The sequence below is a fragment of the Streptomyces sp. NPDC086080 genome (assembly GCF_044540255.1).
Taxonomy (GTDB): domain Bacteria; phylum Actinomycetota; class Actinomycetes; order Streptomycetales; family Streptomycetaceae; genus Streptomyces.
This window is the reverse complement of sequence record NZ_JBITRU010000019.1, coordinates 54,059-80,060: the sequence shown is the minus strand read 5'-3', so window position 1 is coordinate 80,060 and position 26,002 is coordinate 54,059. Positions and strand designations below refer to the sequence as shown.

General features: G+C 73.6%; 23 protein-coding genes and 2 pseudogenes. 9 read left to right on the top strand and 16 right to left on the bottom strand.

The annotated features are described in order from the left end of the window. Positions 1-120: 120 nt before the first annotated feature. The gene (locus ACIF9R_RS22570; RefSeq protein ID WP_399982897.1) at positions 121-1,248 is read left to right on the top strand and encodes an aminoglycoside phosphotransferase family protein; all 1,128 of its coding nucleotides are present in this window, start codon (positions 121-123) and stop codon (positions 1,246-1,248) included. A gap of 235 nt (positions 1,249-1,483) precedes the next feature. Continuing rightward, a complete protein-coding gene (locus tag ACIF9R_RS22565; protein ID WP_399982895.1) occupies positions 1,484-3,463 on the top strand; it encodes an N-acetylmuramoyl-L-alanine amidase in 1,980 nt (659 codons plus the stop codon). 66 nt (positions 3,464-3,529) lie between these two features. Here the strand turns inward: ACIF9R_RS22565 and ACIF9R_RS22560 are convergent, their stop codons facing one another. From ACIF9R_RS22560 to ACIF9R_RS22530, 7 genes are all read right to left on the bottom strand, one after another. Continuing rightward, on the bottom strand, positions 3,530-4,027 hold the full coding sequence (locus tag ACIF9R_RS22560) for a hypothetical protein (RefSeq protein ID WP_399982892.1): 498 nt from the start codon (positions 4,025-4,027) through the stop codon (positions 3,530-3,532). 333 nt (positions 4,028-4,360) lie between these two features. Then, positions 4,361-5,263 (bottom strand): universal stress protein, encoded by a 903-nt coding sequence (locus ACIF9R_RS22555; RefSeq protein ID WP_399982889.1) that lies wholly within the window; start codon positions 5,261-5,263, stop codon positions 4,361-4,363. Between the two features lie 148 nt (positions 5,264-5,411). Continuing rightward, the gene (locus ACIF9R_RS22550) at positions 5,412-5,654 is read right to left on the bottom strand and encodes a DUF397 domain-containing protein (protein WP_145870994.1); all 243 of its coding nucleotides are present in this window, start codon (positions 5,652-5,654) and stop codon (positions 5,412-5,414) included. Positions 5,655-5,856: 202 nt separating this feature from the next. After that, entirely contained in the window at positions 5,857-6,435 is a 579-nt protein-coding gene (locus ACIF9R_RS22545; RefSeq protein ID WP_399982887.1) for a TetR/AcrR family transcriptional regulator, read from the bottom strand. Positions 6,436-6,559: 124 nt separating this feature from the next. Next, on the bottom strand, positions 6,560-8,128 hold the full coding sequence (locus ACIF9R_RS22540) for a phytoene desaturase family protein (protein ID WP_399982885.1): 1,569 nt from the start codon (positions 8,126-8,128) through the stop codon (positions 6,560-6,562). Positions 8,129-8,177: 49 nt separating this feature from the next. Further along, a complete protein-coding gene (locus ACIF9R_RS22535) occupies positions 8,178-10,451 on the bottom strand; it encodes a tetratricopeptide repeat protein (protein WP_399982883.1) in 2,274 nt (757 codons plus the stop codon). A 115-nt stretch (positions 10,452-10,566) separates the two neighbouring features. Next, complete coding sequence (locus ACIF9R_RS22530) at positions 10,567-10,938, bottom strand: ferredoxin (protein WP_399982880.1); 372 nt, start codon at positions 10,936-10,938, stop codon at positions 10,567-10,569. Between the two features lie 126 nt (positions 10,939-11,064). On the opposite strand from ACIF9R_RS22530, the gene ACIF9R_RS22525 reads away from it, so the two are divergent. The 7 genes from ACIF9R_RS22525 to ACIF9R_RS22495 all read left to right on the top strand — a co-directional run bounded on the left by ACIF9R_RS22525 (position 11,065) and on the right by ACIF9R_RS22495 (position 17,020). Then, positions 11,065-11,445 carry a DUF6479 family protein gene (locus ACIF9R_RS22525; protein ID WP_399982877.1) on the top strand — a complete coding sequence of 127 codons (381 nt, stop codon included), beginning with the start codon at positions 11,065-11,067 and terminating at the stop codon, positions 11,443-11,445. A 212-nt stretch (positions 11,446-11,657) separates the two neighbouring features. Next, positions 11,658-12,164, top strand: a complete 507-nt coding sequence (locus tag ACIF9R_RS22520) for a SigE family RNA polymerase sigma factor (protein ID WP_399982874.1) — start codon at positions 11,658-11,660, stop codon at positions 12,162-12,164. An 11-nt stretch (positions 12,165-12,175) separates the two neighbouring features. Further along, positions 12,176-12,688, top strand: coding sequence for a cellulase (locus tag ACIF9R_RS22515; protein ID WP_399982872.1), 513 nt, complete (start codon positions 12,176-12,178; stop codon positions 12,686-12,688). A gap of 144 nt (positions 12,689-12,832) precedes the next feature. Beyond that, positions 12,833-14,134 carry a glycosyltransferase gene (locus tag ACIF9R_RS22510; protein WP_399982870.1) on the top strand — a complete coding sequence of 434 codons (1,302 nt, stop codon included), beginning with the start codon at positions 12,833-12,835 and terminating at the stop codon, positions 14,132-14,134. Further along, positions 14,131-15,405, top strand: coding sequence for a hypothetical protein (locus ACIF9R_RS22505; RefSeq protein ID WP_399982868.1), 1,275 nt, complete (start codon positions 14,131-14,133; stop codon positions 15,403-15,405). Before ACIF9R_RS22510 ends, ACIF9R_RS22505 begins: the two co-directional genes overlap by 4 nt. Positions 15,406-15,432: 27 nt before the next feature. After that, a complete protein-coding gene (locus ACIF9R_RS22500) occupies positions 15,433-16,536 on the top strand; it encodes a CapA family protein (protein ID WP_399982865.1) in 1,104 nt (367 codons plus the stop codon). A gap of 97 nt (positions 16,537-16,633) precedes the next feature. Then, positions 16,634-17,020: a hypothetical protein gene (locus ACIF9R_RS22495; RefSeq protein WP_399982862.1), complete on the top strand. Its 387-nt coding sequence runs from the start codon at positions 16,634-16,636 to the stop codon at positions 17,018-17,020. 595 nt (positions 17,021-17,615) lie between these two features. Here the strand turns inward: ACIF9R_RS22495 and ACIF9R_RS22490 are convergent. The 9 genes and pseudogenes from ACIF9R_RS22490 to ACIF9R_RS22450 all read right to left on the bottom strand — a co-directional run. Further along, positions 17,616-17,867, bottom strand: a pseudogene (locus ACIF9R_RS22490) (CBS domain-containing protein); the annotation flags it as partial. 17 nt (positions 17,868-17,884) lie between these two features. Beyond that, positions 17,885-18,910, bottom strand: coding sequence for a hemolysin family protein (locus ACIF9R_RS22485; RefSeq protein WP_399982860.1), 1,026 nt, complete (start codon positions 18,908-18,910; stop codon positions 17,885-17,887). Then, on the bottom strand, positions 18,907-20,244 hold the full coding sequence (locus tag ACIF9R_RS22480) for a hemolysin family protein (protein WP_399982857.1): 1,338 nt from the start codon (positions 20,242-20,244) through the stop codon (positions 18,907-18,909). The genes ACIF9R_RS22485 and ACIF9R_RS22480 overlap by 4 nt, the downstream gene beginning before the upstream one ends. A 181-nt stretch (positions 20,245-20,425) precedes the next feature. Next, entirely contained in the window at positions 20,426-21,193 is a 768-nt protein-coding gene (locus ACIF9R_RS22475; RefSeq protein WP_399982854.1) for an ABC transporter permease, read from the bottom strand. Then, positions 21,190-22,128: an ATP-binding cassette domain-containing protein gene (locus tag ACIF9R_RS22470; RefSeq protein ID WP_399982852.1), complete on the bottom strand. Its 939-nt coding sequence runs from the start codon at positions 22,126-22,128 to the stop codon at positions 21,190-21,192. Before ACIF9R_RS22470 ends, ACIF9R_RS22475 begins: the two co-directional genes overlap by 4 nt. 89 nt (positions 22,129-22,217) lie before the next feature. Continuing rightward, entirely contained in the window at positions 22,218-22,883 is a 666-nt protein-coding gene (locus tag ACIF9R_RS22465) for a response regulator (RefSeq protein ID WP_399982849.1), read from the bottom strand. Further along, entirely contained in the window at positions 22,880-24,040 is a 1,161-nt protein-coding gene (locus ACIF9R_RS22460) for a sensor histidine kinase (RefSeq protein ID WP_399983082.1), read from the bottom strand. The genes ACIF9R_RS22465 and ACIF9R_RS22460 overlap by 4 nt, the downstream gene beginning before the upstream one ends. 164 nt (positions 24,041-24,204) lie before the next feature. Further along, on the bottom strand, positions 24,205-25,200 hold the full coding sequence (locus ACIF9R_RS22455; RefSeq protein WP_399982847.1) for an Acg family FMN-binding oxidoreductase: 996 nt from the start codon (positions 25,198-25,200) through the stop codon (positions 24,205-24,207). Positions 25,201-25,473: 273 nt separating this feature from the next. Then, positions 25,474-25,911, bottom strand: a pseudogene (locus tag ACIF9R_RS22450) (pyridoxamine 5'-phosphate oxidase family protein); the annotation flags it as partial. Between the last annotated feature and the right edge of the window lie 91 nt (positions 25,912-26,002).

Here is a 26,002-nt window from a genome sequence, read left to right as displayed (position 1 = left end):
TCCAGTAGGAACGCGCCACCACGACCCCGTCGCCGCAGGGACATTCCCCCAGGGTGTGCCGGGCGGCCGGGGCGGGTGGTGCACTGACGTCGCAGGCACACGAAGGGATCTGTATCACCCATGTACGCAGCATCGTCCTCCGTGTCCGCCCCGCCCCGGCCGCTGCGTCCGCGTCCGTCGGACAGCGGCCCCTACCTCTCCCCCGCGCGCCCGGCGCCCCCGGTGCTCGGCGCGGGTGGCGTACGGCGCACCGCGGGACCGGGCACCCAGCCGCTCAGCGGGCGGCTCGACCTGTCCGGTCCGCAGGGCGCCCAGTTGCGCTCCGCGATCGCCTCGGTGCACCGCATCTGCCCGGAGTTCGCCCCGGTCCAGGTGCTGCGCCGCACCGGCAGGTCCGTCCTCCTGGTCGGTACCACGGGCCGCAGCACCGCGGTCGCCAAGTGCTTACTGGACCACTCCCCGGCGTGGAGTGAGCGCATCCGCCACGAAATAGCGGCATACCGCTCGTTCGTCCGGCACCGCCCGCCTGTGCGGGCGCCCCGGCTGATCGCGGCGGATCCGGACAACTGCACGCTGGTGATCGAGCGGCTGCCCGGCCGGGTGGCGGCCCTCCAGCGGCACCCGGCGGAGGCACCGCCGCGGGCGGACATCAGGGCCGCCCTCGGCGCGATCTGCCGGCTGAACTCCTGGCGGCCGCCCGCCGGGACGTTCGACGCCCCGCTGGACTACGCGGCCCGCATCTCCCGCTACCACGAGCTGGGGCTGCTCACCGACCGGGACCTCGGCGACCTGCAGAAGCTGCTGCACGGCATCGCGCTGGCGACCGGGCGGCAGGGCATGGGCCAGTTCTGCCACGGCGACGCGCTGCTCTCGAACATCCTGATCTCACCGGCCGGTCCCGTACTGGTGGACTGGGAGCACGCCGGGTGGTACCTGCCGGGCTACGACCTGGCGACACTGTGGTCGGTCCTCGGGGACGCGCCGGTGGCCCGGCGCCAGATCAGCCAGATCGCCCAGTCGGCCGGGCTCGCCTCGCGCGACGCGTTCCTGGTCAATCTGATGCTGGTACTGACCCGGGAGATCCGTACGTACGAGACGGCCCTGCAGCGCTCGATGCACGAGGCGGTACCGGCGGGGCACCCAGCCGTCGGCCCCTCCGGTGAGGAACAGCGGCTGCTGTTGCGGCGCCTGCACGACGACTGCCAACTGGCCCGCCGGGCGGTACGAGCGGCGGTGGGCACCCGCTGACGAACGGGCGGTTCCGTGTCCCGGCGCCGTGCCCGGCGTACGGCCATTGGCCTCCACCACTGACGCGTCGCAGGCCCCGCCACGACCCGCCACGAAAGAGCCGCACACCACGATCGACAAGGGAAGTGACGCCCTCCTGGGCATGATTGACGGATGATCGGCTGACCGGTAGCACTGACACGCACCGCTCGGCTCCGCGCGGCAATCCGTGCCCCGTCCGTCCCAGGAGGATGCATTGCGACAACCCCCCACCGACCCCGGCCGCACGGCCGGGCCGTCACGACGCGCCGCCCTCCCCCACTCGCGGCATCTCGCGCTGCGCGCACTCGCCGCGGCTGCCCTGACCCTGCCCCTGCTGGGCGCCGCGCCCACCCCGGCGCCGCCGGCCACCGCACGCCTGCAACAGGCCTTCGCGGCCGCCTCCGCCGAGTACGACGTACCGCAGAGTGTGCTGTTGGGCGTCTCCTATCTGCAGTCCCGCTGGGACGGGCACGGCGGCGCCCCGAGCGTGACCGGCGGCTACGGGCCGATGCATCTCACCGACGCCCGCACCGCGCTCGCCGCGGCCGACCACCACGGCGAGGGCACGGAGGACCCCCGCGGCGACGACGCCCGCCCGCCGCTGCGTCCGGGGGCCCCGGCACCGGGCACCACCGAGCTGCCGGACCGGCTCACCACCCTGCCGAAGGCGGCCCGGCTGACCGGCCTGAGCCCCGAACGGCTGCGCGAGGATCCGGCCGCGAACGTGGCGGGCGGCGCCGCGCTGCTGGCCGAGGCACAGCGGCAGCTGGGACAGCCCAGGAGCGGGGATCCCGCCGACTGGTACGCGGCGGTGGCGCTCTTCTCCGGCGCGGACGACACGGCGTCGGCACAGACGTACGCGAACGAGGTGTACGAGGTGATCCGCTCCGGCCAGGAACGGGTCACCGACGCGGGGCAGCGGATCGCGCTGGCCGCCCGCCCGGACCTCGCGCCCGACACCTCGGCCCTGACCCGCGCGGGACTGCGCGAGACCTCCGCCGCCGGGACGGAATGCCCGAGAACCGTGTCCTGCGAGTGGATCCCGGCGCCGTACGAGGAGTTCGGGGACGGCGACTACGGCAACCACGACCTCGGTGACCGCCCCGCCTCGCAGCCGATCCGCTACATCGTCGTCCATGACACGGAGGGCGCCTGGGAGGGCGTCCTCGACATGGTGCAGGACCCCACCTATGTGTCCTGGCAGTACAGTCTGCGTTCCACGGACGGCCATATCGCCCAGCACGTGAAGGCGAAGGACGTGGCCTGGCACGCGGGCAACTGGTACGTCAACGCGGGGTCGATCGGCCTCGAGCACGAGGGTTTCCTGGCGAACCCCGACGCCTGGTACACCGAGGCGATGTACCGGTCCTCGGCCCGGCTGGTGAAGTACCTCGCCAGGAAGTACGACATCCCGCTGGACCGGCAGCACATCCTCGGCCACGACACGGTGCCGGGGCCGACCGCGGCGAACGTCCCGGGCATGCACACCGACCCCGGGCCGTACTGGGACTGGCGGCACTACTTCGAGCTGCTGGGCCGTCCCTTGAAGGCGACGGCCGGCAAGCACTCCGGCGTGGTCACGATCCGGCCCGACTACGCCGCCAACCGGCCGGTCTTCACCGGCTGCGAGGGCGTGGGCGAGCCCTGCGCGACACACGGGTCCAGCGCGGTGCGGCTGTACTCCGACCACGACGAGAGCTCCCCGCTGATCCGGGACATCGGCCTCGGCTCGGCCCCGACCACCGGGGTGAACGATCTGTCCTCACGGGTCTCCACGGGCCAGCAGTACGCCGTCGCCGACCGCTGGGGCGACTGGACCGCCATCTGGTACCTCGGGCAGAAGGCGTGGTTCAGGAACCCGGAGCAGCGCCACACCGCGGTGCCCGCGAAGGGCCAGGTCGTGACCCCGAGGGAGGGACTCGACTCCGTGCCGGTCTACGGCAGGGCGTACCCGGAGAAGGAGGCCTACCCGGAGGGGGTGCCGGCGCAGGCGGTGTCGCCGCTGCCGTACACCGTGCTCCAGGGCCAGAAGTACGTGACCGGGGGCAAGGTGCCCGGCGAGTACTACTACGCGGTGACCTTCGACGGGGCCTCGCACCGGGTGGTGCGGGGCGAGGACCAGTACTACGAGATCCAGTTCGGCCACCGGGTCGGCTTCGTACGCGCGGCGGACGTCACGGTGAGCTCGCCGTAGCGACGCACAGGACCCGCGGGACATGACGAGGGCCGGGTTCCATGGGGAACCCGGCCCTCTGTGTTGTCAGCCCTGCTGGAACAGTTCCGCGGGCAGCGGCTTGAGCAGGGCGTACAGGTCGTCCGTGATGGGGCGGTCCCAGGCGGCGATGGTCACCAGGACGTTGTCGCTCCGGTCGAACTGCACACAGGAGATCCGGCCCTCGGAGAGCTTGACGCGGCGCACGATCAGCAGGTTGTCGCCCTGCATGACGGGGACGTCCTCGGTGCCGACGACGGTCACCTCCTCGTCGTTCTCCAGCGCCAGCAGCAGCTGTCCGACCTCGAAGGGGACCTCCCCCTCGGGGACGTCCCGGGCCGGGGAGTCCTCGGGCAGGTTACCGATGATCATCGCCGGGCCGCGGCCGCCGAACAGGTCGTACCGCAGGAAGACACCCTGGCAGCTTCCGTCGGGGGCGGGCAGCAACCCGGCGCCCAGATTGCCGGGCCAGTCGCCCGGGTCCATGGCCAGAACGTCGAAGTCGGGCCCGGCGGGCGTGGCACTGCGGCGGCGGAGGAACGACATGCCGCCATGGTACGTGCCCGGACCGGCCCGCGCGGGCCCGGTGGGCGCAGGAGGGTTCACCCCCCTCCCGGCGGGGTGTTCCCCCGGGAAGCCACGCACTCGGCGTCGGACGTGGCAGGCGCGCGGCTGCTCCCGGCCGGTCGCGTCCACGGGACTCGGCAGCGACGGGGGACGGCGAGGGCGGGGGCGTGCGCAGGGCGGTGCGGGGGCGCGGACGGCGAGACGGGGGGACATCCGCGGCTCGACGCCGCGCGGGGTCTCCGGCCGCCCTCGGACCCCGCTCCGGCCCTGCCGGAGCGGGGGGCGGCACGACCGGTCGTCGGCCGCGCCGGGTCACTCCTCCGGCGGAGCGGGCGGTACGACGGCCACCGGGCTCTCGGCGTGGAGCAGTACCGCCTGGGTGACCGATCCCATCATCCTGGCGGGAGCCAGAAGCCGGCGGCGATGACGCCCCACGACGACCAGCTCCGCGTCCTTCGAGGCCTCGACGAGATGACCGGCCGCGTCGCCCGGCAGCACCTCGATCCCGGCGGTGACTCCGGCATGCCGTTCCCGGAGCGGGGCGAGGGACCCCTCGGCGAGAATCCGCGTCTCGTGTTCGACCGCGCCCTGGTCGATGTCCGGCGGAGGAATCTCCCCCGGCAGCATCCAGGTCTGCAACGGCCACGGATAGGCGGCGACGATCCGGAGCCGGACACCGCGCAGGGCGGCCTCGGCGAAAGCGAAGGCGAGCGTCGCCTCGTCGGGGCTGTCGGCGTTCATGCCGACCACCACGGGACGGCCGGCCCGCGAGGGCAGGTGTTCGCCGGCGTCCTCCGCCGGGCGGGGCACCACCACGACGGGGCACTCGGCGTCACGGGCCGCCGCCAGGGAATTGGAGCCGAGCAGCAGACTGGCGAAACCCCCTCGCCCCCGGGAACCGAGCACCAGCAACCCGGCCGTCGCCCCCATCTCGGGCAGCAGGGCCCCCGGCGCCCCCTCCAGCACGACGAACTCGACGGCCGGGAGTTCGGTCTGCTTCGCCAGGTGACCGCGCACCTGGTCGAGCACGGGGTCCTCGTCGGGGTCGGGCGGCCCGGCGGCCGCGACCTCCGGCTGCGTCCAGAGCCCGTACTGGTGTACGTGCACGATCCGCAGCGGGGCCTCGCGCCGGCGGGCGGCGTCGAGGGCCCACTCGAGGGCACGCAGACTGTCTTCCGAACCGTCGACCGCCGCGACGACCGGCTGGGTGCTCATCAGTTCCTTGCCTCCGGAGTACGTTCTTCGCCTTCCCCCGGGCCAGCCTGACTCAGGCGCGGCCCGGGGAAGGCACTTCAGCGCGCGTGTCCGGAAAAACGCGGGGAACACTCCCCCGCGGCGGGCGGCCGTCGGACGGTCGCGCCGCTCACGTCAGATCGAACTCCCCCTCCCGGGCCCCCGACACGAACGCGCCCCACTCGGCGGGAGTGAAGATCAGAGAGGGGCTTTCCGGGCGGCCGCTGTTGCGCATCGCGATGAATCCTTCCACGAAGGCGATCTGGACATCGCCCCTGCCCCGGCTGCTGGACTGCCACTGCGCGTTGCTCAGGTCCAGGTCCGGCTTGTCCCAGCCCGTGAGCGGGCGCTGCTGGGTGGTGCTCTCGGCCACGTCCGTGCTCCTCCCGATTCGTCGTCCGCGGTCAGCCTAGCGACCGGGTCCTCCCCCCGACAGGCCACGGAGAAAGTAGGGCTTCCCGCCCTCGCTGCCGCACGCCGAGAGGGCCGACCCGGTGACGCCGGAGCGGTCGGGGGGCACGCTCCGGCGGGGCGTGGATCCGCGTGGGAAACGGGACCGAGGACCGGCCCTCCGGCTATTCGGGGGTGACGATCCGCTCGACCGCGGCCGTCACCAGCCGGTCGCGCTCGGCCGGTGTGAAGACGTCCGGCAGGGTGAGCTGTTCGACGATGAGCCAGTTGAGCGCGAGATAGAGGAGCTTGACGGCCGTCGCGTCGCCGGGCAGGCCCGATCCCTCGTGGTAGCCGACATTGGCCTCGACATCGGCACGGACGCGTTCGGTGAGCACCCGGCGCAGTTCCGGCCGGCGGGTGGCCTCCAGCCGGAGTTCGAGCAGGGCGAGGTAGCCGGTGCGGAACGAGGCGATGCGGCCGACCAGTTCACGCATCAGCGTCACGTAGGCGTCCCTGTCCTTCCCGGCGGTCTGTTGCCTGGCGATCGTCCCCTCGTCGGGCTGGAGCCGTTCGTAGACGCGGGCGCCGGCCTGGGTGAGAAGGTCGTCGCGCGAGGTGAAGTAGTTCGACGCGGTGCCCATCGGCACGGCGGCCCCGGTGTCCACCGCGCGGAAGGTCAGCCCGCGGGCACCGTCCCTGGCCAGCACCTCGATCGCCGCGTCCACCAGCGCGGCCCGCCGCTGCTCGTTCCGTCTCACCACTGGCACCACTCCGCCCGTCGGGCACGCCATCGCACCACTCCGGTCAGAGTACTACGCCCGGAGTCGTCCGCTTCGGCGCGGAGGCTCTCGGCCCGGTGGGACACGGAAGACGTGCTCCGGCGGGTCAGTGCTCTCCTGCCTCCAGGACCGCCATGGCGGCGTTGTGGCCCGGCACTCCGCTCACTCCGCCGCCGCGCACCGCGCCCGCGCCGCACAGCAGGACATTGGCGTGCCGGGTCTCCACGCCCCAGCGGCCGGTGCCGTCCTGGGCGTGGGGCCAGGAGAGATCGCGGTGGAAGATGTTGCCGCCGGGCAGCCCGAGGTCTCGTTCCAGGTCCAGCGGGGACCTGGCCTCCAGGCACGGGCGTCCGTCGGCGTCGGTGGCCAGGCAGTCGGCGAGGGGTTCGGCCAGATGGGCGTCGAGCTGGGCGAGGGTCGACTTCAGCAGTTCCTCGCGCACGGCGTCGTTGTCCCGCTCGAACAGCCGCGCGGGGGTGTGGAGTCCGAACAGGGTGAGGGTCTGGTAGCCCTGCGCGGCCAGGTCCGGGCCGAGGATCGTCGGGTCGGTGAGCGAGTGGCAGTAGATCTCGGAGGGCGGGGCGGCGGGGAGTTCACCGGCGGCGGCCCGGTCGTACGCGGCGGCCAGTTGGCCGTACCCCTCGGCGATGTGGAAGGTGCCGGCGAACGCCTCGCGCGGGTCGACGGAGCTGTCGCGCAGTCGGGGCAGCCGCGTGAGCAGCATGTTCACCTTGAGCTGGGCGCCCTCGGCGGGCGGCGGGGGCGTGTCGCCGGTGAGCGCCGCCAGTTCCCGCGGAGAGGCGTTGACCAGGACGTGCCGTGCGGTGGCGACGCCCTCGCCGTCGGCGGTGCGGTGGATCACCTCGGCCGTGCGGCCGTCGGTGTCGATGCGCACCGCCTCGTGGCCGGTGGCGATGACCGCTCCGGCGGCGCGGGCGGCACCGGCCAGCGCGTCGGTGAGGGCGCCCATGCCGCCGACCGGCACGTCCCAGGCGCCGGTGCCGCCGCCGATGACGTGGTACAGGAAGCAGCGGTTCTGCTTGAGCGAGGGGTCGTGGGCGTCGGCGAAGGTGCCGATGAGGGCGTCGGTGAGAACGACGCCGCGCACCAGGTCGTCGGCGAAGCGCTCCTCGACGGCGACACCGATGGGTTCCTCGAAGAGGGTGCGCCAGGCCTCCTCGTCGTCGACCGTGCGGCGCAGTTCGTCGCGGGTGGGCAGCGGTTCGGTGAGGGTGGGGAAGACGCGGCGGGCGACGCGGCCGGTCATGTCGTAGAAGCGCTGCCAGGCCCGGTACTCGTCCTCGGAGCCGGTGAGGCGGGCGAAGGCCTCGCGGGTGCGTTGCTCGCCGCCGCCGACGAGCAGCCCGGTGGGCCGTCCGCCGCGCTCGGTGGGCGTGTAGGAGGAGATGGTGCGCGTGCTCAGCCGGAAGTCCAGGTCCAGGTCCTGGACGATCTTCGGGGGGAGCAGGCTGACCAGGTACGAGTACCGGGACAGCCGGGCGTCGACACCGGTGAAGGGGCGGGTGGAGACCGCTGCTCCGCCGGTGTGGTCCAGCCGCTCAAGCACCAGCACGGAGCGCCCGGCCCGGGCGAGGTAGGCGGCGGCGACGAGGCCGTTGTGGCCCCCGCCGACGATGACGGCGTCGTATGTCCGGGATCCCTCGGGTGCGGTCATGGTTTCTTCGTAACACGTGATGATCCGCACCGGCCAGAGGTGGCTCGTCTCACGCCCCGCCGGCCGTCGGCTGCTGCCGCAGTGCCGCCACCCGGCGGTACAGCTCGGCCGCCTCCTTCCCCCGGCCCAGCCGCTCCAGGCAGTGCGCCTCGTCGTTGCGGGCGGCGAGGGTGTCCGCGTGATCCGCGCCGAGGAGCCGCTCGCGGGCGTCGGCGACCCCCCGGTACTCGGTCAGCGCGTCCGCCCAGCGGCCCAGCCAGCCCAGGCCGACCGCGACCTCACGGCGGCTGACCAGGGTGTCGGGGTGGTCGGGGCCGAGCACCCGCTCGCGCAGGGCGCACACGTCACGGGACTCGGCGAGGGCGTCCGTCCAGCGGCCGAGCCGGCCGAGGTTGACGCCGATGCCGTGCCGGGCGCGCAGGGTCTCGGGGTGGGTGGGTCCCTGCACGCGGCCGCGGTCCTCGACGAGGCCTCGGTAGAGGTCGAGGGCCTCGCCGGTGCGGCCGAGCCGGCCCAGGCTGACCCCCGTCTCGTAGCGGGCGGCGAGGGTGTCGGCGTGGTCGGGGCCGAGGGCCCTGGAGCGGGCCTCCGCCACCTCGCGGTAGGTCTCCAGGGCCTCCGTCCAGCGGCCCAGCCGGCCGAGCGTGTAGGCGACCTCGTACCGGGTGACGAGGGTGTCGGGATGCTCGGGTCCGAGGACCCGGGCGCGGGCGGCCGCCACCTCGGCCGCCATCCCGTACGAGTCCTCAAGGCGGCCGAGTCTGCTGAGGTTGAAGGCGAGGTTGTGGCGGCAGCGCAGGGTGTCCGGGTGGTCGGGTCCCATGGTCCGCTCCCGGGCGGCGAGCACCGACAGATAGACCTGGTGGGCGTCGTAGGGACGGCCCAGCCGGCCGAGGACGTACGCCATCTCCTGGCGGGCGGCCAGGGTGTCCGGATGGTCGGCGCCGAGCGTGCGGATACGGGCCTCGGTCACCTGCTTGTACTCGCGCAGGGCATCGGCGGCGCGGCCGGTGCGGCTGAGCGTGAACGCGACCTCGTAGCGGCTGGCGAGGGTGTCGGGATGTTCCGGACCGAGGTGGTGCTCGCGCTCGGCGGCGACCGCACGGTGCACCTCCCCCGCCTCCGTCCAGCGGCCGAGACGTCCGAGGCTCAGACCCGCGTTGTGCCGCCCGGCCAGGGCGGTCAGCGCCCGGGGATCCGGGGCGGGACGTTCCTGCGGTACGGGCCCCGGACGGGCGCCGGTGGCGGGGCGGGCGATCCACTCGCCGGACAGGCCGGCCGCCGGGTCGGGGGGTGCGGTGCGCGGTCCGGCGCCGGCCGCCTGGTGACCGGGGGTCATACCCCGCGTCCAGGACGGCAGCCGGGCCGCCCGCCCCACCGGCGCGGGCTCCTCGGTGCGCCGGCCGGCGGCGTGTCCCGGCGTGCCGGGCGGACCGGTGAGTAGCGGCCGGCCGGCCGCCACCACGGCCGGGACGGCCCGCAACGCTCCCACGCGGTCGGCGAGTTCGCGGGCGCTGTCCGGCCGGGCGGCCGGCTCCTTGGCCAGCAGGTCCAGAATGATCCGCTCCAGGCGCTCGGGCAGTTCGGCGCGGTGGACGCGCGGCGGCCGGGGCGGGGTGTCACGGTGGCCGACGAGGATCGCCCAGGCGTCGTCGAGGTCGAACGGCGGTACGCCGGTGGCGATTTCGTACAGCACGCAGCCGAAGGAGTACAGGTCGCTGCGCCGGTCGACCTCCGTGCCGCTGATCTGCTCCGGCGACATGTAGTGCGGGGTTCCCATGGCGACGCCGGTGCCGGTCAGCCGTGAGGTGAAGCCGATGTCGTGGCCGAGCCGGGCGATGCCGAAGTCGCAGATCTTCACGGTGCCGTCGTCCAGCCGCACGATGTTGGCGGGCTTCAGATCGCGGTGCACGACGCCCTGGTCGTGGGTGTAGGCGAGGGCCGCGGCGACCTGCCCGGCGACCTCCACCACCTCGTCCACCGGCAGCGGCTGCTGGTGGTTGTCCTCCAGGATCTGGCTGAGGTTGCGGCCCTGGAGCAGTTCCATCACCAGATACAGAACGCCCTCGGACTCCCCGAAGTCGTGTACGACGGTGATCCCGCGGTGCTGCAGGGCCGCGGCCACCCGGGCCTCGCGCCGGAACCGCTCGCGCAGCACACGGCCGAACGCCTGGTCGTGCTGCGGACCGACGGGTTTGAGGCACTTCACCGCCACGTGCCGGCCCAGTGACTCGTCCCGCGCCCGCCACACCTCCCCCATGCCGCCGCGTCCGATCCGGTCGAACAACCGGTACCGGCCGTGGATCAGCCCGCTGTCCCCCATCTCCTCGCCCGCCCCCGTTACCGTCCGCCCTCCCCTGGCTCGTCCAGTATGGCGACAACTCGCCCGAGTTTGTACGGTGCCGGACGACGGGCGGCCTTCGGGCGGCCGGGGCCGGTCAGTTCAGGGTGGCGAGGAACTCCGTGCAGGCCCGGGCACAGTCACGGCACACCTCGGCCGTCTTCGCCGCGCCGGAATGCCGGTCGAAGACCTGAGCGCTCTCCAGGCACATCTGACGGCACCATTCCACCTGGATCCGGAGGGCCGCCTCGTCCACCTGGTTCTGCTCGGACAGCACACGGCAGGTCGCGTCGCAGACCTCCGCGCACATGATGCCCTTGCGCCGGACGAGTTCCTGGTTCTCGGGGCCGTCCGGGTCCACCAGACCGGCCCGCGTGGCGCAGGCACGCGCGCACTCGGTGCAGGCCTGCGCGCAGGCGAACCGGTCCTCCAGGAACCGGACCAACTCCTTCTGCGATGTCGTGGTCACACCGTGCGGGTAGCCGGGGTACGGACGGTCAAACGTGGCTCCGGCGCGGATACGGCGCGGGCCGGGGTGCCCCGTCGCGAGGAGGGTGGGCCGGTTCGTGCCCGGGACCGGGGGTACCCGCGAGCCATGACGAAGACCGCATGGATGGAGACGGCCGACCTCGCGGCGGGCCGCGGCGCCCTCGGCATCGGGCTGGGGGTGGCGGCCGTGGCCGTACTGGCCCTGCTGATCGGCATGTTCGTCCTCGGCAGCCGGCGGACCGGGAACAGCACGACCCGCAGGCCCCGGCCCGAGGAACAGCCCCGGATGCCCGAAGAGGGCCCGGTCCGGGAGGTGCGGGAGCGGCGTGAGCCGGACGAGGTCCCCAGAAGCGACGAGCGCCTCACCCCGCACGAGTTGAGCGGCCACGGCAACACGGGCAGCCGGGCCGGCGCCTCGCAGGAGCGGCCGCGCTGGGACGACGGCAGCAGCGGGTCGTTCGGCGGCGGCGGGCCGGGCAGCCACTGACCGTCCCGCCCACCGGCCGCCTCGCCGCGGCCACCACGTGTCGCCCCAGGGCGGGCCGGGTGCTCCCGACCACCTTCCGGTGGTCGGGAGCACCCGGCCCGCCCTTTCCTGTGGGAGAAGTGAGGTGGATCACAGCTCTTGGGTGCATCGTCCCGCGGGGTCCCGGGCCTTTGTGTGGGTGTAAGGGATTGCTCGCACGCGGGACGGTGGGGATGGAGCGGTTTCGGGCCGACGGCTTCGACGAGTTCGTGGCCGCTCGCTGGTCGACGCTGCTTCATGTCGCGCGTCTGCTCACCGGCGGCGACCGGCAGCGCGCCGAGGACCTCGTCCAGGAGGCCCTGGTGAAGCTGTGGTTCGCCTGGCCGAAGGTGGCCGAGCAGGCACCGGAGGCGTATGTGCGCCAGGTACTGGTGCGGTTGGCGGCCCGTTCGGCTCGCCGGCGCTGGTGGGGTGAGCGGCCGGTGGGGGAACTGCCCGACCGGGCAGGCCCCGGAGATGTGTCCGCGGCCGTCGCGGAACGCTCCCGGCTGGAAGCCGCGCTGGCCCTGCTGCCGCCGCGGCAGCGGACCGCGGTGGTGCTGCGCTACTGCGAGGACCTGCCGGAGGGCCAGGTGGCGCAGGCCCTCGGCTGCCCGGTGGGCACCGCCCGCTCCCACGCGTCGCGCGGAGTGGCGCGGCTGCGGAAGATCCTGTCCGACTCCGTCCGGCCCGTGGGATGAGGGGAGCAGCGATGGACGACTTCGAGCGCGAGCTGGCGCGCATGATGCACGACAGCCGGAGGCCTGCCCCCTTCGAGCCCGGACAACGGGCGCGCCTGTACGAGGGCATCCGGGTCCGGCGCCGGACCCGGATGCTGTGGCGGGCCGGCGGCTCGGCCCTCGCCGTGGCCGGGCTGAGTATCGGGCTGGCCCTGCTGCCCGGCACCGGGTCGCGTTCCCTGCCCGCCGACCGCCCACCCCCGCCGGCGACCGGTCCGACGCCGTCACCGACGTCCCCGTCACCGGCGTCCCCGTCACCGACGTCCTCGCCACCGACGACCTCGGCCCCCAGCACGTTCCTCCCGCCCACGAACACCCCCGGGACGACGGAGCCAGGTCACGGCGGCACACCGGCCTCCACCCCGTCCGGCACGAGTACGCCGGCGACGTTCCCGCCCTCGGCACCGGTCTCCACGGAACCGCCGGCCACACCGCCGTACACGGCGGACTCCGGGAGTCCCTCCAGGACGCCCGGCAGCGGCTGACGGCCGCACCGCCGCCCCACCCCCGGGGACCTCGCCCCGGGACCTTCTCACCCGACACCACCACCCGGGCGCCTCCGGCATGCCTTCGCGAGCCCCTTCGGGCTCCCGTCATGCCGTACGCCGTAAGGAGACCGTGAATCCGTCATGAGAACCGCGAGGCGGCCGGCCCCGGGCGGCTGCCGCACAGCCACCGTGCCTCCCGCACACAGGGCGCTGCCGCGCCGGGACCCGCTCCCCGCGCGCCACCACCAGGAGCCCGTTCTGGACGTGGTGGTGCCCGTGCACAACGAGGAGAACGACCTGGAGCCCTGTGTGCGCCGGCTCCACGCCCACCTGACGGAGACGTTCCCGTACCCGTTCCGGATCATCGTCGCCGACAACGCCAGCACGGACCGCACGCCGCGCATCGCCGAGCGGCTGGCCCGGGAGCTGCCCGGGACCGAGTGCCTGCGACTGGCCGGGAAAGGACGGGGACGCGCCCTGCACGCGGCCTGGTCGCGGTCGCGCGCCCCGGTGCTCGCCTATCTCGACGTGGACCTGTCCACCGACCTCGCGGCGCTGCTGCCGCTGGTGGCCCCGCTGATCTCCGGACATTCGGACATCGCGATCGGCACCCGTCTGGCGCGCGGCTCCCGGGTGGTGCGCGGGCCGAAGCGGGAGATCATCTCCCGCTGCTACAACGGGCTGCTGCGCGGCACGCTCGCCGTGCGGTTCAGCGACGCCCAGTGCGGATTCAAGGCGGTACGCCGGGACGTCGCCGAGCGGCTGCTCCCGCTGGTCGAGGACCGGGAGTGGTTCTTCGACACCGAACTGCTGGTGATCGCCGAGCGGGCCGGACTGCGCATCCACGAGGTGCCGGTGGACTGGGTGGACGACCCCGACAGCCGGGTCGACCTCCTCTCCACGGCCCTGGCGGATCTGCGCGGCATGGCCCGGCTGGGTGGCGCGCTGACCCGTGGCCGGCTGCCGCTGGCATCGCTGCGCCGCAGCGAGGACCCCGGCGAGGTCGCCGGGCTGCCGCCCGCCCTGGTCCCCCAGCTGATCCGGTTCGCCGCCGTCGGGACGGCCTGCACGCTGTTCCACCTGCTGCTCTACAGCCTGCTCCGGCCCGCGGCGGGTGCCCAGGCCGCCAATGCCCTCGCTCTGCTGGCCAGTGCCGTCGCCAACACCGCCGCGAACCGCCGGCTGACCTTCGGCGTGCGGGGACGCGCCGGGGCGCTGCGCCATCAGTTCAAGGGGCTGGCGGCCTTTCTGGCCGGCCTCGCCCTCACCAGCGGTTCGCTGGCCGTGCTGCACCGCGCCGCGCCGGGGGCGGACCCCCGCGCGGAGTTGCTGACCTTGGTGGCCGCCAACCTCACCGCGACCCTGCTGCGCTTCCTCCTCCTGCGGGCCTGGGTGTTCCCGGGCCACCGCTCCGGCCGTACGACAGGAACCTCCGCCTCATGACCACCGTCGGGAGACTCCGGGCCGGTCCGGCCGCCACCCCCGTTCCCCGGTCCCGCGTCTCCCCGCCGGCCGCCCCGTCCCCGCGCGAGCGGCTGCGCCAGGCCGCCGCGCACTGCGGACCCGTCTTCGCGGTGTACGGGACGCTCAAGCTCGCGGGCTTCGCCGTCTTCATGTTCCTGCTGGACTCGGCCGGCGATTTCCGCGAGAAACATCCGCGGTTCGGCGGCGGCGCGCACGTCTGGGACGTGCTGGGCAGCTGGGACGGATGGTGGTACCAGCAGATCGTCCTGCACGGCTACGACCCGGCCCTGGAGCCCGTCCCCGGCGCCACCGGCCTGATCACGCTCGAAGGGAACTCCGCGGCGTTCTTCCCCCTGTACCCGGCGCTGATGCGGATCGTCTCGGAGGTGACCGGGCTCGGTCCGTACGGAGCCGGCATGACCGTGTCGGTCGTCTTCTCGTTCGTCGCGGCGCTCGGCATCCACGCCGTCACCGCCCGGCTGGGCGGACACCGGGCGGGTCTGGTCGCCGTCGGGCTGTGGGCGGTGTGGCCGGGTTCCGGCGCGGAGTGGGCGGTGTACTCCGAGTCCCTCTACACGGCGCTGGCCGCGTGGGCCTGCTACGCCGTGATGACCCGTCACTGGCTCACCGCCGGTGTGCTGACCTTCACCGCCGGGCTCGCCCGGCCCACCGCGGTCGCTCTGGTCGCCGCGCTGGCCGTCGCGGGACTGTGCGCGGTGTGGCGGCGCCGGGAGAGCCTGCGGCGTCCGCTGGCCGCGGTGCTGATCGCCCCGCTCGGCGCGGCCGGGTATCTGGCCTGGGTCGGCCACCGGATGGGCGACTGGGGTGGCTACAACAAGCTCCAGGACGGCGCCTGGGGACACAAGTTCGACTACGGCCGGCACAGCGTCGACGTGCTCACCTCCGTGCCGGTGGGCCGTTTCGACTACCTGTTCGCCATGCCCATGGAGGACACGATCGGGGTGGGGGTGGTGCTGCTGGTCCCGGTGCTGACCGTGCTGCTGGTGCGGCTGCGTCCGCCCGCCGTCCTCGTCGTCTACACCGTGCTGTCGTACCTGATGGTGATGACCACCCAGCAGTACTTCGGCAACGTCTCCCGCTATCTGCTCCCCTTGTTCCCGCTGTTCGTCCCGCCCGCCGTGGCCATGAGCCGCCTGGGCCGGCCCTCGCTCGCCGCGGTCCTCGGCACGGCGGCCCTGGCCTCGGGGTCGTACGCGGGTTACGTCCTGTTCGAACTCGGCGTCCCCTAGACAGTCCCCAGGGCCTACCGTGGAGAGATGGCTGCCGGCACGGTCACGCTGTTCCTGTGCGGCGACGTCATGCTCGGGCGCGGCGTCGACCAGATCCTTCCGCACCCGGGCGACCCGGCGCTGCGGGAGGAGTACGTCCGTGACGCCCGCGACTACGTGGCCCTCGTGGAGGCCGTGAGCGGCCCCGTTCCCCGTCCGGTCCCCTTCTCGTGGCCGTGGGGCGAGGCCCTGGGGGTGCTGGAGGAGACCGCCCCGGACGTGCGGATCGTCAATGTGGAGACCGCCCTCACCCGAAGTGATGCGTTCGCGCCGGGCAAGGCCGTGCACTACCGCATGCACCCGGCCAACGTGCCCGCTCTGGCGGTGGCCCGTCCCGACGTGTGCGTCCTGGGCAACAACCATGTACTGGACTTCGGCCGACCGGGACTCCGGGAGACGCTGGACGTGCTGGACGGGGCGGGCCTGAGGGCGGCGGGCGCGGGACGGGACTCCGACGCGGCGTACGCGCCCGCGGTGGTCCACGTCGAGGGCGGCCGGGTGCTGGTGTTCGGCCTCGGGGCGATGTCGAGCGGCATCCCGCCGGGCTGGGCGGCCACGGCGGACCGGTCCGGCGTGGCGTACCTCGCGGAGCCCTCGGTCCCGGCGGCCGAGGCGGTCGTCCGGCGGATGCGGCGCACGAAGGGACCGGGGGACGTCGCGGTGGTGTCGGTGCACTGGGGTTCGAACTGGGGCCACCAGGTCCCGCGGAGCCATGTCCGTTTCGCCCACGCCCTGGTGGACGGCGGGGTCGACGTGGTGCACGGCCACTCCTCGCACCATCCCCGCCCGGTCGAGGTGTACCGCGGCCGGGTGATCCTCTACGGCTGCGGCGACTTCGTCGACGACTACGAGGGCATCACCGGCCACGAGGAGTTCCGCGACGACCTGCGCCTCGCGTACCTGCTGTCGCTCGACCGGGACACCGGCCGGGCGGCCGGACTGCGGATGGTGCCCCTGAGGGCTCGGCGGATGCGGCTCGAACCCGCCGCGCCGGACGAGCGGGTCTGGCTGCGGGAGACCCTCGACCGGACCAGCGACGTGGACGTCGCGCTGGACGCCGACGGCACCCTCGCGGTCGCCGTCCCCCGGTGACCGTTCCGTACGGACCCCTCCGCACACGTGGAAGGCCACCGGGTGCGGGGCCGGTGGGCGCAGTAATCTGACCGTATTCGGCCCCGGGGAGCTGACGATGTGGAAGCGCAGGAAGCACGCACGGCGTCCCGAGACCCCCACGCCGGAACTGTGCGACCTCTGCGCGGACACGTTCCCCGCGGGTGAGGCGGTGCGCGGATACGTCGCGGACTCCTCGTCCGCCCACCCCACCGACGAGCGGCACGACGGGCTGCGCCGCGTCACCGCCTGCTGCGAGGCCCACCTCGACATGATCCGTGAGGAGTACGGGCGCCGCCCGTTCGTGGACGAGGAACTGTGGGCCGCCAAGATCAGCCGGGTCATGATGTCCGGTCCTCAGGCACTCCCCATGGCCCGGCTCGCCTGCCGGACGGGGCTCCATGAGCCCGACATCCGGCGGGCGATCGCCTGGCACAACGAACGGCGCCGCCGGCTGAACGAGTGACCGGCGTCCGGCCGGCACGGGTGAGCCGGGCCGTGGGAGGACCTCCGGTCCGGGCGGGCCGCCTCCCGATCTCGCGCGACGACCGACGAGACCGTCCGGCACGCTCCACCCGGACCGGTCCCACGCCGCCGCACCGGCTCGCGTCAAGAACATCGACGCCGTACTCGGCAAGGAGCTCCCGCGTCAGGGGCCTACCGACGTGACCGGGGCGGTCGGCCGCGCGTTCACGCACTCGGTCCCCGCGGCTCCGGCGAGACCCCCTGGCCTTTCTCCCCGGACCAGGCAGGCTCGTGACGGCTGTTTCCGGTCGGCTCGGGCGGCCGCCCGGGGCGGGCACCGGCACGTGAGGACCGCCTCTCCCACGCGGCCGGGGCCGAGCGGGATCGGCCGACGACCGACGAGCCCGCCCCCGCGTCCTCGGCATGTTCCGGCGCGCCGGAGACCAGGGCCTGTTGCGAAAGCGGGGTCGTCGCCCGAAGGGCGGCAGCGCGGTGTCCGGTGCGTGCTCTCGGCGTGCCGGCCGAAAGCCCTTGTACGGGGCGTACGCGGGCTTTCGGCCGGTGCGGCGAGGTGCGTTCCGGCGTCGCGACAGGACCTACGCCGCCTGGGGCTGCCGGAAGCGGGCCAGCAGGTCGTCCAGGCTCACCATGCCGGTGAGCGTCCCGGAGTCGTCACGGACCACGGCGAGCGAGGAGCGGCGGCGGCGCAGCAGATCGATCGCCTCGGCGACCGTCGCGTCCTCGGTCAGGCCCGGCACCGGGCGGGCCGGTGCACGGGCGCTGGTGACCCGTCCCTGGGCACGGGTCACCACGGCGTCCCGGGCGTGCACCGAACCGAGGACCGTGTCGTTCCCGGCCGGGGCGGTCAGGCGGTGGCCGGGGCCGCCGGTCCGACCAGTTCGGACAGGACGTCCTCCATGGTCACGAAGCCGATGACGGTGCCGTTCTCCCCGACGGCGGCGGCGAGGTGGCTGCCCTCGCCCCGCAGGGCGGTGAGTGTGTCGTCGAGCGGGGTGTCGATGCGGACCCGGGTGACCTTGTGCAGCGCGGTACGCGGGAAGGGCCGGTCGCGGTCGGTGACGCCGAGGGTGTCCTTGACGTGCAGATAGCCGAGGAGGGCACCGTCGGGGCCGGTGACGGGGAAGCGGGACAGGCCCGCCTCGGCGGCCAGCCGTTCCAGCCGGGCCGGGGTGACCGTGTGGTCGACGGTGCGCATCCGCTGGACGGGGACCAGGATCTCGCCGACCGGGCGGGTGCCCAGCTCCAGGGCGTCGCGCAGCCGCTGTCCGTCGGCGGGGGTGAGTAGCCCGGCCTCACTGGAGTCGACGACCATCCGGGCGAGCTGGTCGTCGGTGAAGACGGACTCGACCTCGTTCTTCGGTTCGACGCGCAGCAGCCGCAGCAGGATGTTGGCGAAGGTGTTGATGCCGAAGACGAACGGCCGCAGCGCCCGGGTGAGTGCCACCAGGGGCGGGCCCAGCAGCAGGGCGCTGGGCACGGGTGCGGCGAGCGCGATGTTCTTGGGCACCATCTCGCCGATCAGCATGTGCAGATACGTGGCGAGGCCCAGGGCGATGACGAACGCGATGGGGTGCACCAGGCCGTGCGGGATGTGCACGGCCTCGAAGCCGGGCTCCAGCAGATGGGCGATGGCGGGTTCGGCGACCGCGCCGAGTACCAGGGAGGAGACGGTGATGCCGAGCTGGGCGGTGGCCATCATGGCGGACAGGTGTTCCAGTGCCCACAGCGTCATCCGGGCGCGCTTCTCGCCCGCCTGGGCGCGCGGTTCGATCTGGCTGCGGCGCACCGAGATCAGGGCGAACTCGGCACCGACGAAGAACGCGTTGGTCAGCAGGGTCAGGGCCCCGATGGCGAGTTGCAGGACGGTCATCGGGTTCCCTCCGCGGCCTGGGCGAGTGCGGCCGGGGCCGGTTCGGTGACGCGTATGCGGTCGGCCCGGTGGTGCTCGACCTCCAGCACGTCCAGCCGCCAGCCGTCGAGGTCCACCGCGTCGCCCTTGACGGGGATGCGGGCCAGGCGGGTGGCGATCAGCCCGGCGACGGTCTCGTACGGGCCGTCCGGTGCAGTGAGGCCGATGCCGGTGAGCCGGTCGAGGCGGACGCTTCCGTCGGCCTCCCACACGGCGCGTCCGTCCTCGGTGGCCGGGGCGGGTGCCAGATCGGGTGCCTCGAAGGGGTCGTGCTCGTCGCGGACCTCTCCGACGACCTCCTCGACGATGTCCTCCACGGTGGCCACGCCCGCCGTGCCGCCGTACTCGTCGATGATCACGGCCATGGTGCGGTGCGCGCGCATCCGTTCCAGCAACCGGTCGGCGGGGAGGCTGTCGGGGACCGGCAGGGGCGGGGTGGTCAGCTCGGTGACGGGCGTGCCGGCCCGCCGCTCGGGCTCCAGGGCGAGTACGTCCCGGATGTGGACGGTGCCGATGACCTCGTCGAGGCTGTCGCGGTAGACCGGGAAGCGGGACAGACCGGTGGCGTGACTGAGCGCGGCGGCGTCGGCGGCCGTGGCGTGCGCCTCCAGCGCCTTGACGTCGACCCGCGGGGTCATCACGTTCTCCGCGGTCAGTTCGCTCAGGTGCAGGGTGCGCACGAAGAGTTCGGCGGAGTCCGCCTCCAGGGCGCCCTCGGCGGCCGACCGCCGGACGAGCGCGCCCAGTTCCTCGGCGGTGCGCGCGGAGGCCAGTTCCTCGGCGGGCTCCAGGCCGACCCGGCGCACGAAGCGGTTGGCGGTGCTGTTGAGGTGCCCGATGAACGGGCCGAAGGCGGCGGTGAACGCGCGCTGGGGCCCCGCGACGACCTTCGCGACGGCGGCCGGCCGGGAGATCGCCCAGTTCTTCGGGACGAGTTCGCCGATCACCATCAGCATGACGGTGGACAGCGTCACGCCCAGTACGGTGGCCACGGCCGGGGCGGCGCCGCCGAGGCCGAGGGAGCGCAGGGGGCCGCGGAGCAACGCGGCGAGGGACGGCTCGGCGAGCATGCCGATCACCAGCGAGGTGACGGTGATGCCGAGCTGGGCGCCGGACAGCTGAAGCGTGAGACGCCGTACGGCACGCAACGCGCTCTCGGCGCCCCGCTCGCCGGCATCGGCGGCGCGCTCCAGCTCACCGCGCTCGACGGTGGTCAGGGAGAACTCGGCGGCGACGAAGACCGCGCAGGCCAGCGTCAGCAGCAGAGCGAGCAGAAGCAGCAGGATCTCGGTCACCGTGCCACCCCCGCTCCCCTGCTGGCCGTACGGCACGGACGGGCGGTGGTGGCACGGCTGCTACTGGGAGGATCACCCATCGGGTAACCGTCGCTCCTTCTCGGACACGTGGGAGGCATGGTGTGGAAACAGGATGGCCTGTTTCCACACCAACTGTAAAGGATCCGCAAAGGTCACCGGTTCAGGCACCACGCCTACGCAGCACCGCCGCCGCTCCCGCGAGGGCGAGGGCGGTGTACCCGATGACCAGCGCGAGCGATGGCCAGGCGCCCAGGCTGCCGACTGTCTCCGCAGTCGCGTCGGAGGTCTGGGTGAGCTTCTCGAGCGCGGCCGTCGGGGTGGCGCCCGCGACCCACCGCTGGAAGTCACCGAAGAGCGGCCCGAACAGGGACGGCAGCAACAGCACGGCGATCACGCCGATGACCGCGCCGACCGCGTGCCGCAGATACGTGCCGATCGCCAGTCCCAGCAGACCGACGACGGAGAAGAGCGCCGCGATACCGAACAGCGCGGGCAGGGGTTCCCCCTGGGTGTGCGTTCCGTCGAGGATCGCGTCGCCCAGCAGGTACGCCGCCGTGCACGAGGCCAGCCCGAGCACGAACAGGCTTCCCGCCACGAGCGTGGCCTTGGCGGCCAGCACCCGTCCCCGCCGGGGCACCGCCGCAAGCGTGGTGGCGATGGTGCCGCTGGAGTACTCGCCGCACATGGTCAGGGCACCCACCACGCCGGCGGTCATCAGGGCCACCACACTGAGGGTGAGACTTCCGCCGAGGACGGTGTCGTCCTCCTGGAGGCTGTCGGTGAGCCCGACGAACACCGCGCCGACCACGGTCACGAGGGCGACCGCGGTGGCCGTCCACACCGTGGAGCGCAGTCCGGCGAACTTCGTCCACTCAAAGGCCAGGGCCTCCCGGAATCCGGGAGAGGACGTGGTCACTGTCGTGGTCATCGGAGGAGCTCCTTGTCTTCGCCGTCCGCACTTCCCCGGTACTCGACGGCCTCTCCCGTCATGGCCGTGTAGATCTCTTCCAGGGACGAGCGGAGGGGGGTGAGTTCGTGCAGGGCGATTCCGTGTTCGCGGGCGGCTTCGCCCACGGCCGCGGTGGTCAGGCCGGTCACCCGCCAGCCGCCGCGCGCGTTCAGAAGAACAGTGGCACCACGGGCCTCCAGAAGGGCGCGCATCCGGCCGGACTCGCCGTCCGGGGTGCGCAGCAGGACCGAGTCCGGTGAGTGTGCCTCGATGAAGTCCCGCATGCCGGTGTCGGCGAGCAGCCGGCCCCGGCCGATCACGACGACCCGGTCGGCGGTCAGTTCCAGCTCGCTCATGATGTGGCTGGAGAGGAAAACGGTGCGGCCCTCTGCGGCCAGGGACTTCAGCAGGGTGCGGATCCAGCGGATGCCTTCGGTGTCCAGGCCGTTGACCGGCTCGTCCAGGATCAGCACACCGGGGTCGCCGAGCAGGGCGGCGGCGATGCCGAGCCGCTGCGCCATGCCGAGCGACAGGCTTCTGGCCCGCTGGTCGGCGACCGTCTCCAGGCCGACGATGCCCAGCACCTCGTCCACCCGTCGCGCGGGCAGGGCGTGGGAGCGTGCGAGGCCGAGGAGATGTCGGCGGACCGTGCGGCCGCCGTGCACGGCCCGGGCGTCGAGCAGGGCGCCGACCTCGCACAGCGGTGCGGTCAGCCGGTCGTAGCGCCGGCCCGCCACGGTGACCGAGCCGGCGGTCGGGGTGTCCAGACCGAGGATCAGGCGCATGGTGGTCGACTTGCCGGCCCCGTTGGGACCCAGGAAGCCGGTCACCCGGCCGGGCCGGACGGTGAAGGAGAGCGCGTCCACGGCGGTCTTCCCGCCGTATCGCTTGGTCAGTTCTCGTGTTTCGATCATGTCTTCCACGCTACGGAGGGCGGTTGTCCGGGACATCCGCCGCGGGAAGTCGGTCGCTACTCCGCCGGGAGTACCTGGTCCGGGGCCGGTCAGCCCTCGCCCGCGCGCACCAGTCCGGACTCGTACGCCGTCACGACCAACTGCGCCCGGTCCCGGGCTCCCAGCTTGGCCATCACCCGGCTGACGTGCGTCTTCGCCGTCAGCGGGGACATCAGCAGGCGTGCCCCGATCTCGTCGTTCGACAGTCCTCGGCCAACCAGGGCAAGGACCTCCCGCTCACGGTCGGTGAGCGGATCCAGCCGCCCTCGGGCCTGTGCCTCGGGTCCCCTGAGCCGGGCGAACTCCTCGATCACCCGTCGGGTGACGGCGGGCGCAAGCAGGCTGTGCCCGGCCGCCACCGTGCGGATCGCGGCCCGCAGGTCGTCGGGGTCGATGTCCTTCAGGAGGAAACCGGCCGCTCCGGACCGCAGAGCCTCGAAGACGTACTCGTCGGCCTCGTACGTCGTCAGCACCAGCACCCGTACCGCGTCCAGGGTGCGATCGGCGACGATGCGGCGGGTGGCCTCCAGGCCGTCGGCGCGGGGCATGCGGATGTCCATCAGCACCACCTCGGGGCGGGTCGTGCGGGTCAGTTCCACCGCCTGTACCCCGTCGGCGGCCTCGGCGACGACCACCAGGTCGCCGGTCAGGTCGAGCAGGGCGCGGAAGCCGGCCCGCACCACGGTCTGGTCGTCGGCCAGCAGCACGCGGATCATTCGTCCGCTCCCCCGCCGGCCGCCGTGCCGGCCCCGTCGGCGGCCCGCTGTCCGGCGGGCAGTTCGGCGCGCACCCGCCAGCCGCCGCCCGGCACCGGGCCCGCCTCCACCCGGCCGCCCACGGCGGCGGCCCGCTCCCGCATGCCGACCAGCCCGAAGCCCTCGCCCGGCCCTCCGTCGGCGATCCCGTCATCGGTGACTTCAACGGTGAGCCGGTCCCCGTCGTCCCCGGCCGCCCGGCCCACCGACACCGCCGCGTGCCGTGCCCGAGCGTGTCTGATCACATTCGTCAGTGCCTCCTGTGCGATCCGGTAGGCAGCCAGCTCCACCAGGTGCGGCACCGTTCCGGCATCCACGTGCAACGTCACGTCCAGGCCCGTCGCCCGGACCCGCTCCACCAGCTCCGTCAGCTCGTCCAGCCGGGGCGCGGGAGCGGCCGGTGCCCCGTCGTCCGCCCGCAGCACTCCCACAGTGGCCCGCAGTTCGCGTACCGCGTCCTTGCCGGACGCCCGTACCTGCCGCATCGCGGCACGCGCCACCTCCGGCCGGGTGTCGAAGGCGTCCAGGGCCAGCCCGGCCTGCACGGTCATCGCGGACACGGTGTGGGCGACCACGTCGTGCAGTTCGCGCGCGATCCGCACCCGCTCCTGCTCCACCCGGCGGCGTGCCTCCCGTTCCCGTTCCGCCTCCGCACGCCTGGCCCGGTCCGCGTACTCGCGCGTCAGCTCGCGCCGCCCGCGTACGGCCTCGCCCAGCAGCAGCGGCACCAGCGGCACCAGCATCTCGAGCAGCGGCGCGCCCTGCGGCTGTGGCACCTCGATCCCCGCGATCAGTGAGACGGCCCCGAAGACGAGCGCGGCGATCACGCCGGTACGGACGGTCCGGGTCCGGTTACCTCGCACCGCGACGGTGTAGAGGGCGACCATGACCGGCAGGTTCAGCAGTTCCCCGATGTGCCCGTACAGCGCCCACCCGGCGCACGCCGCCCCGGTGACCAGGGCAACCGGCACCGGCCACCGGCTGCGCACCAGCAGCGCGCCGGTCGACACCGCGAACAGCAGCCAGGTCAGCGCGTCGGCCTGCCGGTACCCGGGGGCGTTGACCGCCACGTCCGGGCCGGTGAACAGCGCGACGACCGCCGCCACCGCCAGATCCACAAGGGGCGGTGGCAGCGGACGGGAAATGCGAACGGGTCGCCGGCGGCGCAGAGATCGGCTCACAGGCTCACGGTAAGAGCTCTCCGGGGCGGACGCGTACGCCCGCGGGAGTACACGCCGCACCACGTGGGGTGCCCGCACCCGCCCGGACGGGACCGGCGGCGTCAGACGATCTCCAGTACGTCCTTCACGGGGCGGCGGGGGGTCGCCGGGCCGCGCGGGCCGTAGCCGAGGCGCAGCACCATGTGGACCTGCCCGATGCCCGACGCCGGGTCGCGGGCCAGCAGCCGCAGCGCCCGGTCCTCCAGGGCGTGCGAGGTGAGAGAGGTCGCCAGGTCGGCCAGGGTCGCCTCCAGCAGGACCCGTTGCATCGCCTGACCGGCCCGCAGCCAGTCGGCGGGGCCGTCGCCCCTGGTGCTCAGCAGGGCCAGGTGCGGGATGTTCTCGAACGCGGTGGTGCCGCGGTCGGCCACCGTCCGGCGCCCCGCGAAGTCACGGAGGGGAGCCCGGCCGCCCAGTTTGCGCGGCCCGAACGCGTACTCGGGGATGCCGTCGACGGCGGTGTCCGCCTCGTCACCCAGCCGGGTCCAGCGGAGCACGTCCTCGTTGGGGACGGGAGCCACGACGTCGCGGCTCTCCGCGTCGCGGACCAGGTCGAGCACGGTCTCGGCGTGCCAGGAGCCGGGGAAGAGGAGCTCGGCACCCTCCTGGGCGGCGGCCTTCTCCAGCGCGGCCCGCACATCGGCGGGGATGTCCTTCTCGGCGAAGGGGTGACGGCTGGTGTGGCGCTGCCGGACGGCCGGGTACAGCCGGCTCAGCTCCGTGTCCGCGGGACGGTGCGGGAGCGGGGCGGACAGCCGGACGGCGGCGAGCAGCAGGGGATCACCGGGCTCGGGCAGCAGGTCCGTGTCCGCGACGAGGTCCGCGTGCGCGGTGGCGACCCGCAGATTGAACAGGGCCGCGCCGCAGCCGAGGTGCAGCGACCGGCTGTCGGGATCGGAGTGGGGCATGGCCCGCTCCGGGTCGGCCCTCAGCAGCAGGAGACGCTCCGCGCTCAGATAGCGGAAGAGCCACGGCTGGGCGTTGTGCATGGACGGCGCCGCGGTCGCCGCGGCGACCAGCGTGGCCGCCGTCCTGTCGTCGAGCGGTAGCGAAGCCATGCCGTCCTCCTCGCACCGGCCGGGCCCGGACCCGACCCTCACTACACCGACGGGTTCCCGTTTCCGGCTCCGGGCAACCGGGGAGCGTCTCCCCGGCGCCGGACGCCCTCCGCAAGTGTGCCGGACACCCGCGGCGAAGGGCGTGCCATGGTGGTGGTCGTTGCTCCTTCAGTGTCCTGCGGGCGAGGCTTTCGCCGGAGGGGCCCCAGGGCCCGGATCGCGGGCCCGGACGACCCTGCGCCGGGGATCTCCGGGTGCTGCCGGACCGTCCACCGCCGCGAGGTCCACGCCGTACAGGGTGCGTCCTGCGACGAGTTCACGCCCGGTGACCAGCTCGGGTTCGATACGGACGAAGACCTCCTGCCGCGCGGGAACCCAGGAGACCGGGCCGGTGCGGGACAGCCGCTCGCGCTCGGCGAGGTCGGTCACCACGGCGGCCGGGCCCGTGACGACCACGCTCCAGCCGGACTGCCGGACTGCGTCGACGACGTCGGCCTCGAAGGCGACCACCGCACCGTCGATCGCCTGGACCAGCGCCGAGCCCGCGGCGGTGCGCAGCAGCACGGCACCGTCGCGGTCCAGGGTGAAATTGACCGGCAGCACGGCCGGCATGGCCCGGCGCGTATAGACGATGCGGCCTACGGGCACCGTGGCCATCAGCCGCAGTGCTTCCTTCCGGCCGAGTTCACGGAAACCGTCATTGGGATACATCTGCCAGTCCGTTCTTTGGTCGCGGGTACAGCGGTACCGCGTCCTTCAACTCTGAGCCGGGCGGGTCCCGGACATGAGGGCCGACGGTCCC

Coding starts and splice junctions, on each gene's coding strand:
- ACIF9R_RS22570 (WP_399982897.1), top strand. CDS start 121: ATGTACGCAGCATCGTCCTCCGTGTCCGCCCCGCCCCGGCCGCTGCGT.
- ACIF9R_RS22560 (WP_399982892.1), bottom strand. CDS start 4,027: ATGTCGTTCCTCCGCCGCCGCAGTGCCACGCCCGCCGGGCCCGACTTC.
- ACIF9R_RS22555 (WP_399982889.1), bottom strand. CDS start 5,263: ATGAGCACCCAGCCGGTCGTCGCGGCGGTCGACGGTTCGGAAGACAGT.
- ACIF9R_RS22540 (WP_399982885.1), bottom strand. CDS start 8,128: ATGACCGCACCCGAGGGATCCCGGACATACGACGCCGTCATCGTCGGC.
- ACIF9R_RS22535 (WP_399982883.1), bottom strand. CDS start 10,451: ATGGGGGACAGCGGGCTGATCCACGGCCGGTACCGGTTGTTCGACCGG.
- ACIF9R_RS22525 (WP_399982877.1), top strand. CDS start 11,065: ATGACGAAGACCGCATGGATGGAGACGGCCGACCTCGCGGCGGGCCGC.
- ACIF9R_RS22520 (WP_399982874.1), top strand. CDS start 11,658: ATGGAGCGGTTTCGGGCCGACGGCTTCGACGAGTTCGTGGCCGCTCGC.
- ACIF9R_RS22515 (WP_399982872.1), top strand. CDS start 12,176: ATGGACGACTTCGAGCGCGAGCTGGCGCGCATGATGCACGACAGCCGG.
- ACIF9R_RS22510 (WP_399982870.1), top strand. CDS start 12,833: ATGAGAACCGCGAGGCGGCCGGCCCCGGGCGGCTGCCGCACAGCCACC.
- ACIF9R_RS22505 (WP_399982868.1), top strand. CDS start 14,131: ATGACCACCGTCGGGAGACTCCGGGCCGGTCCGGCCGCCACCCCCGTT.
- ACIF9R_RS22500 (WP_399982865.1), top strand. CDS start 15,433: ATGGCTGCCGGCACGGTCACGCTGTTCCTGTGCGGCGACGTCATGCTC.
- ACIF9R_RS22495 (WP_399982862.1), top strand. CDS start 16,634: ATGTGGAAGCGCAGGAAGCACGCACGGCGTCCCGAGACCCCCACGCCG.
- ACIF9R_RS22485 (WP_399982860.1), bottom strand. CDS start 18,910: ATGACCGTCCTGCAACTCGCCATCGGGGCCCTGACCCTGCTGACCAAC.
- ACIF9R_RS22475 (WP_399982854.1), bottom strand. CDS start 21,193: ATGACCACGACAGTGACCACGTCCTCTCCCGGATTCCGGGAGGCCCTG.
- ACIF9R_RS22470 (WP_399982852.1), bottom strand. CDS start 22,128: ATGATCGAAACACGAGAACTGACCAAGCGATACGGCGGGAAGACCGCC.
- ACIF9R_RS22465 (WP_399982849.1), bottom strand. CDS start 22,883: ATGATCCGCGTGCTGCTGGCCGACGACCAGACCGTGGTGCGGGCCGGC.
- ACIF9R_RS22455 (WP_399982847.1), bottom strand. CDS start 25,200: ATGGCTTCGCTACCGCTCGACGACAGGACGGCGGCCACGCTGGTCGCC.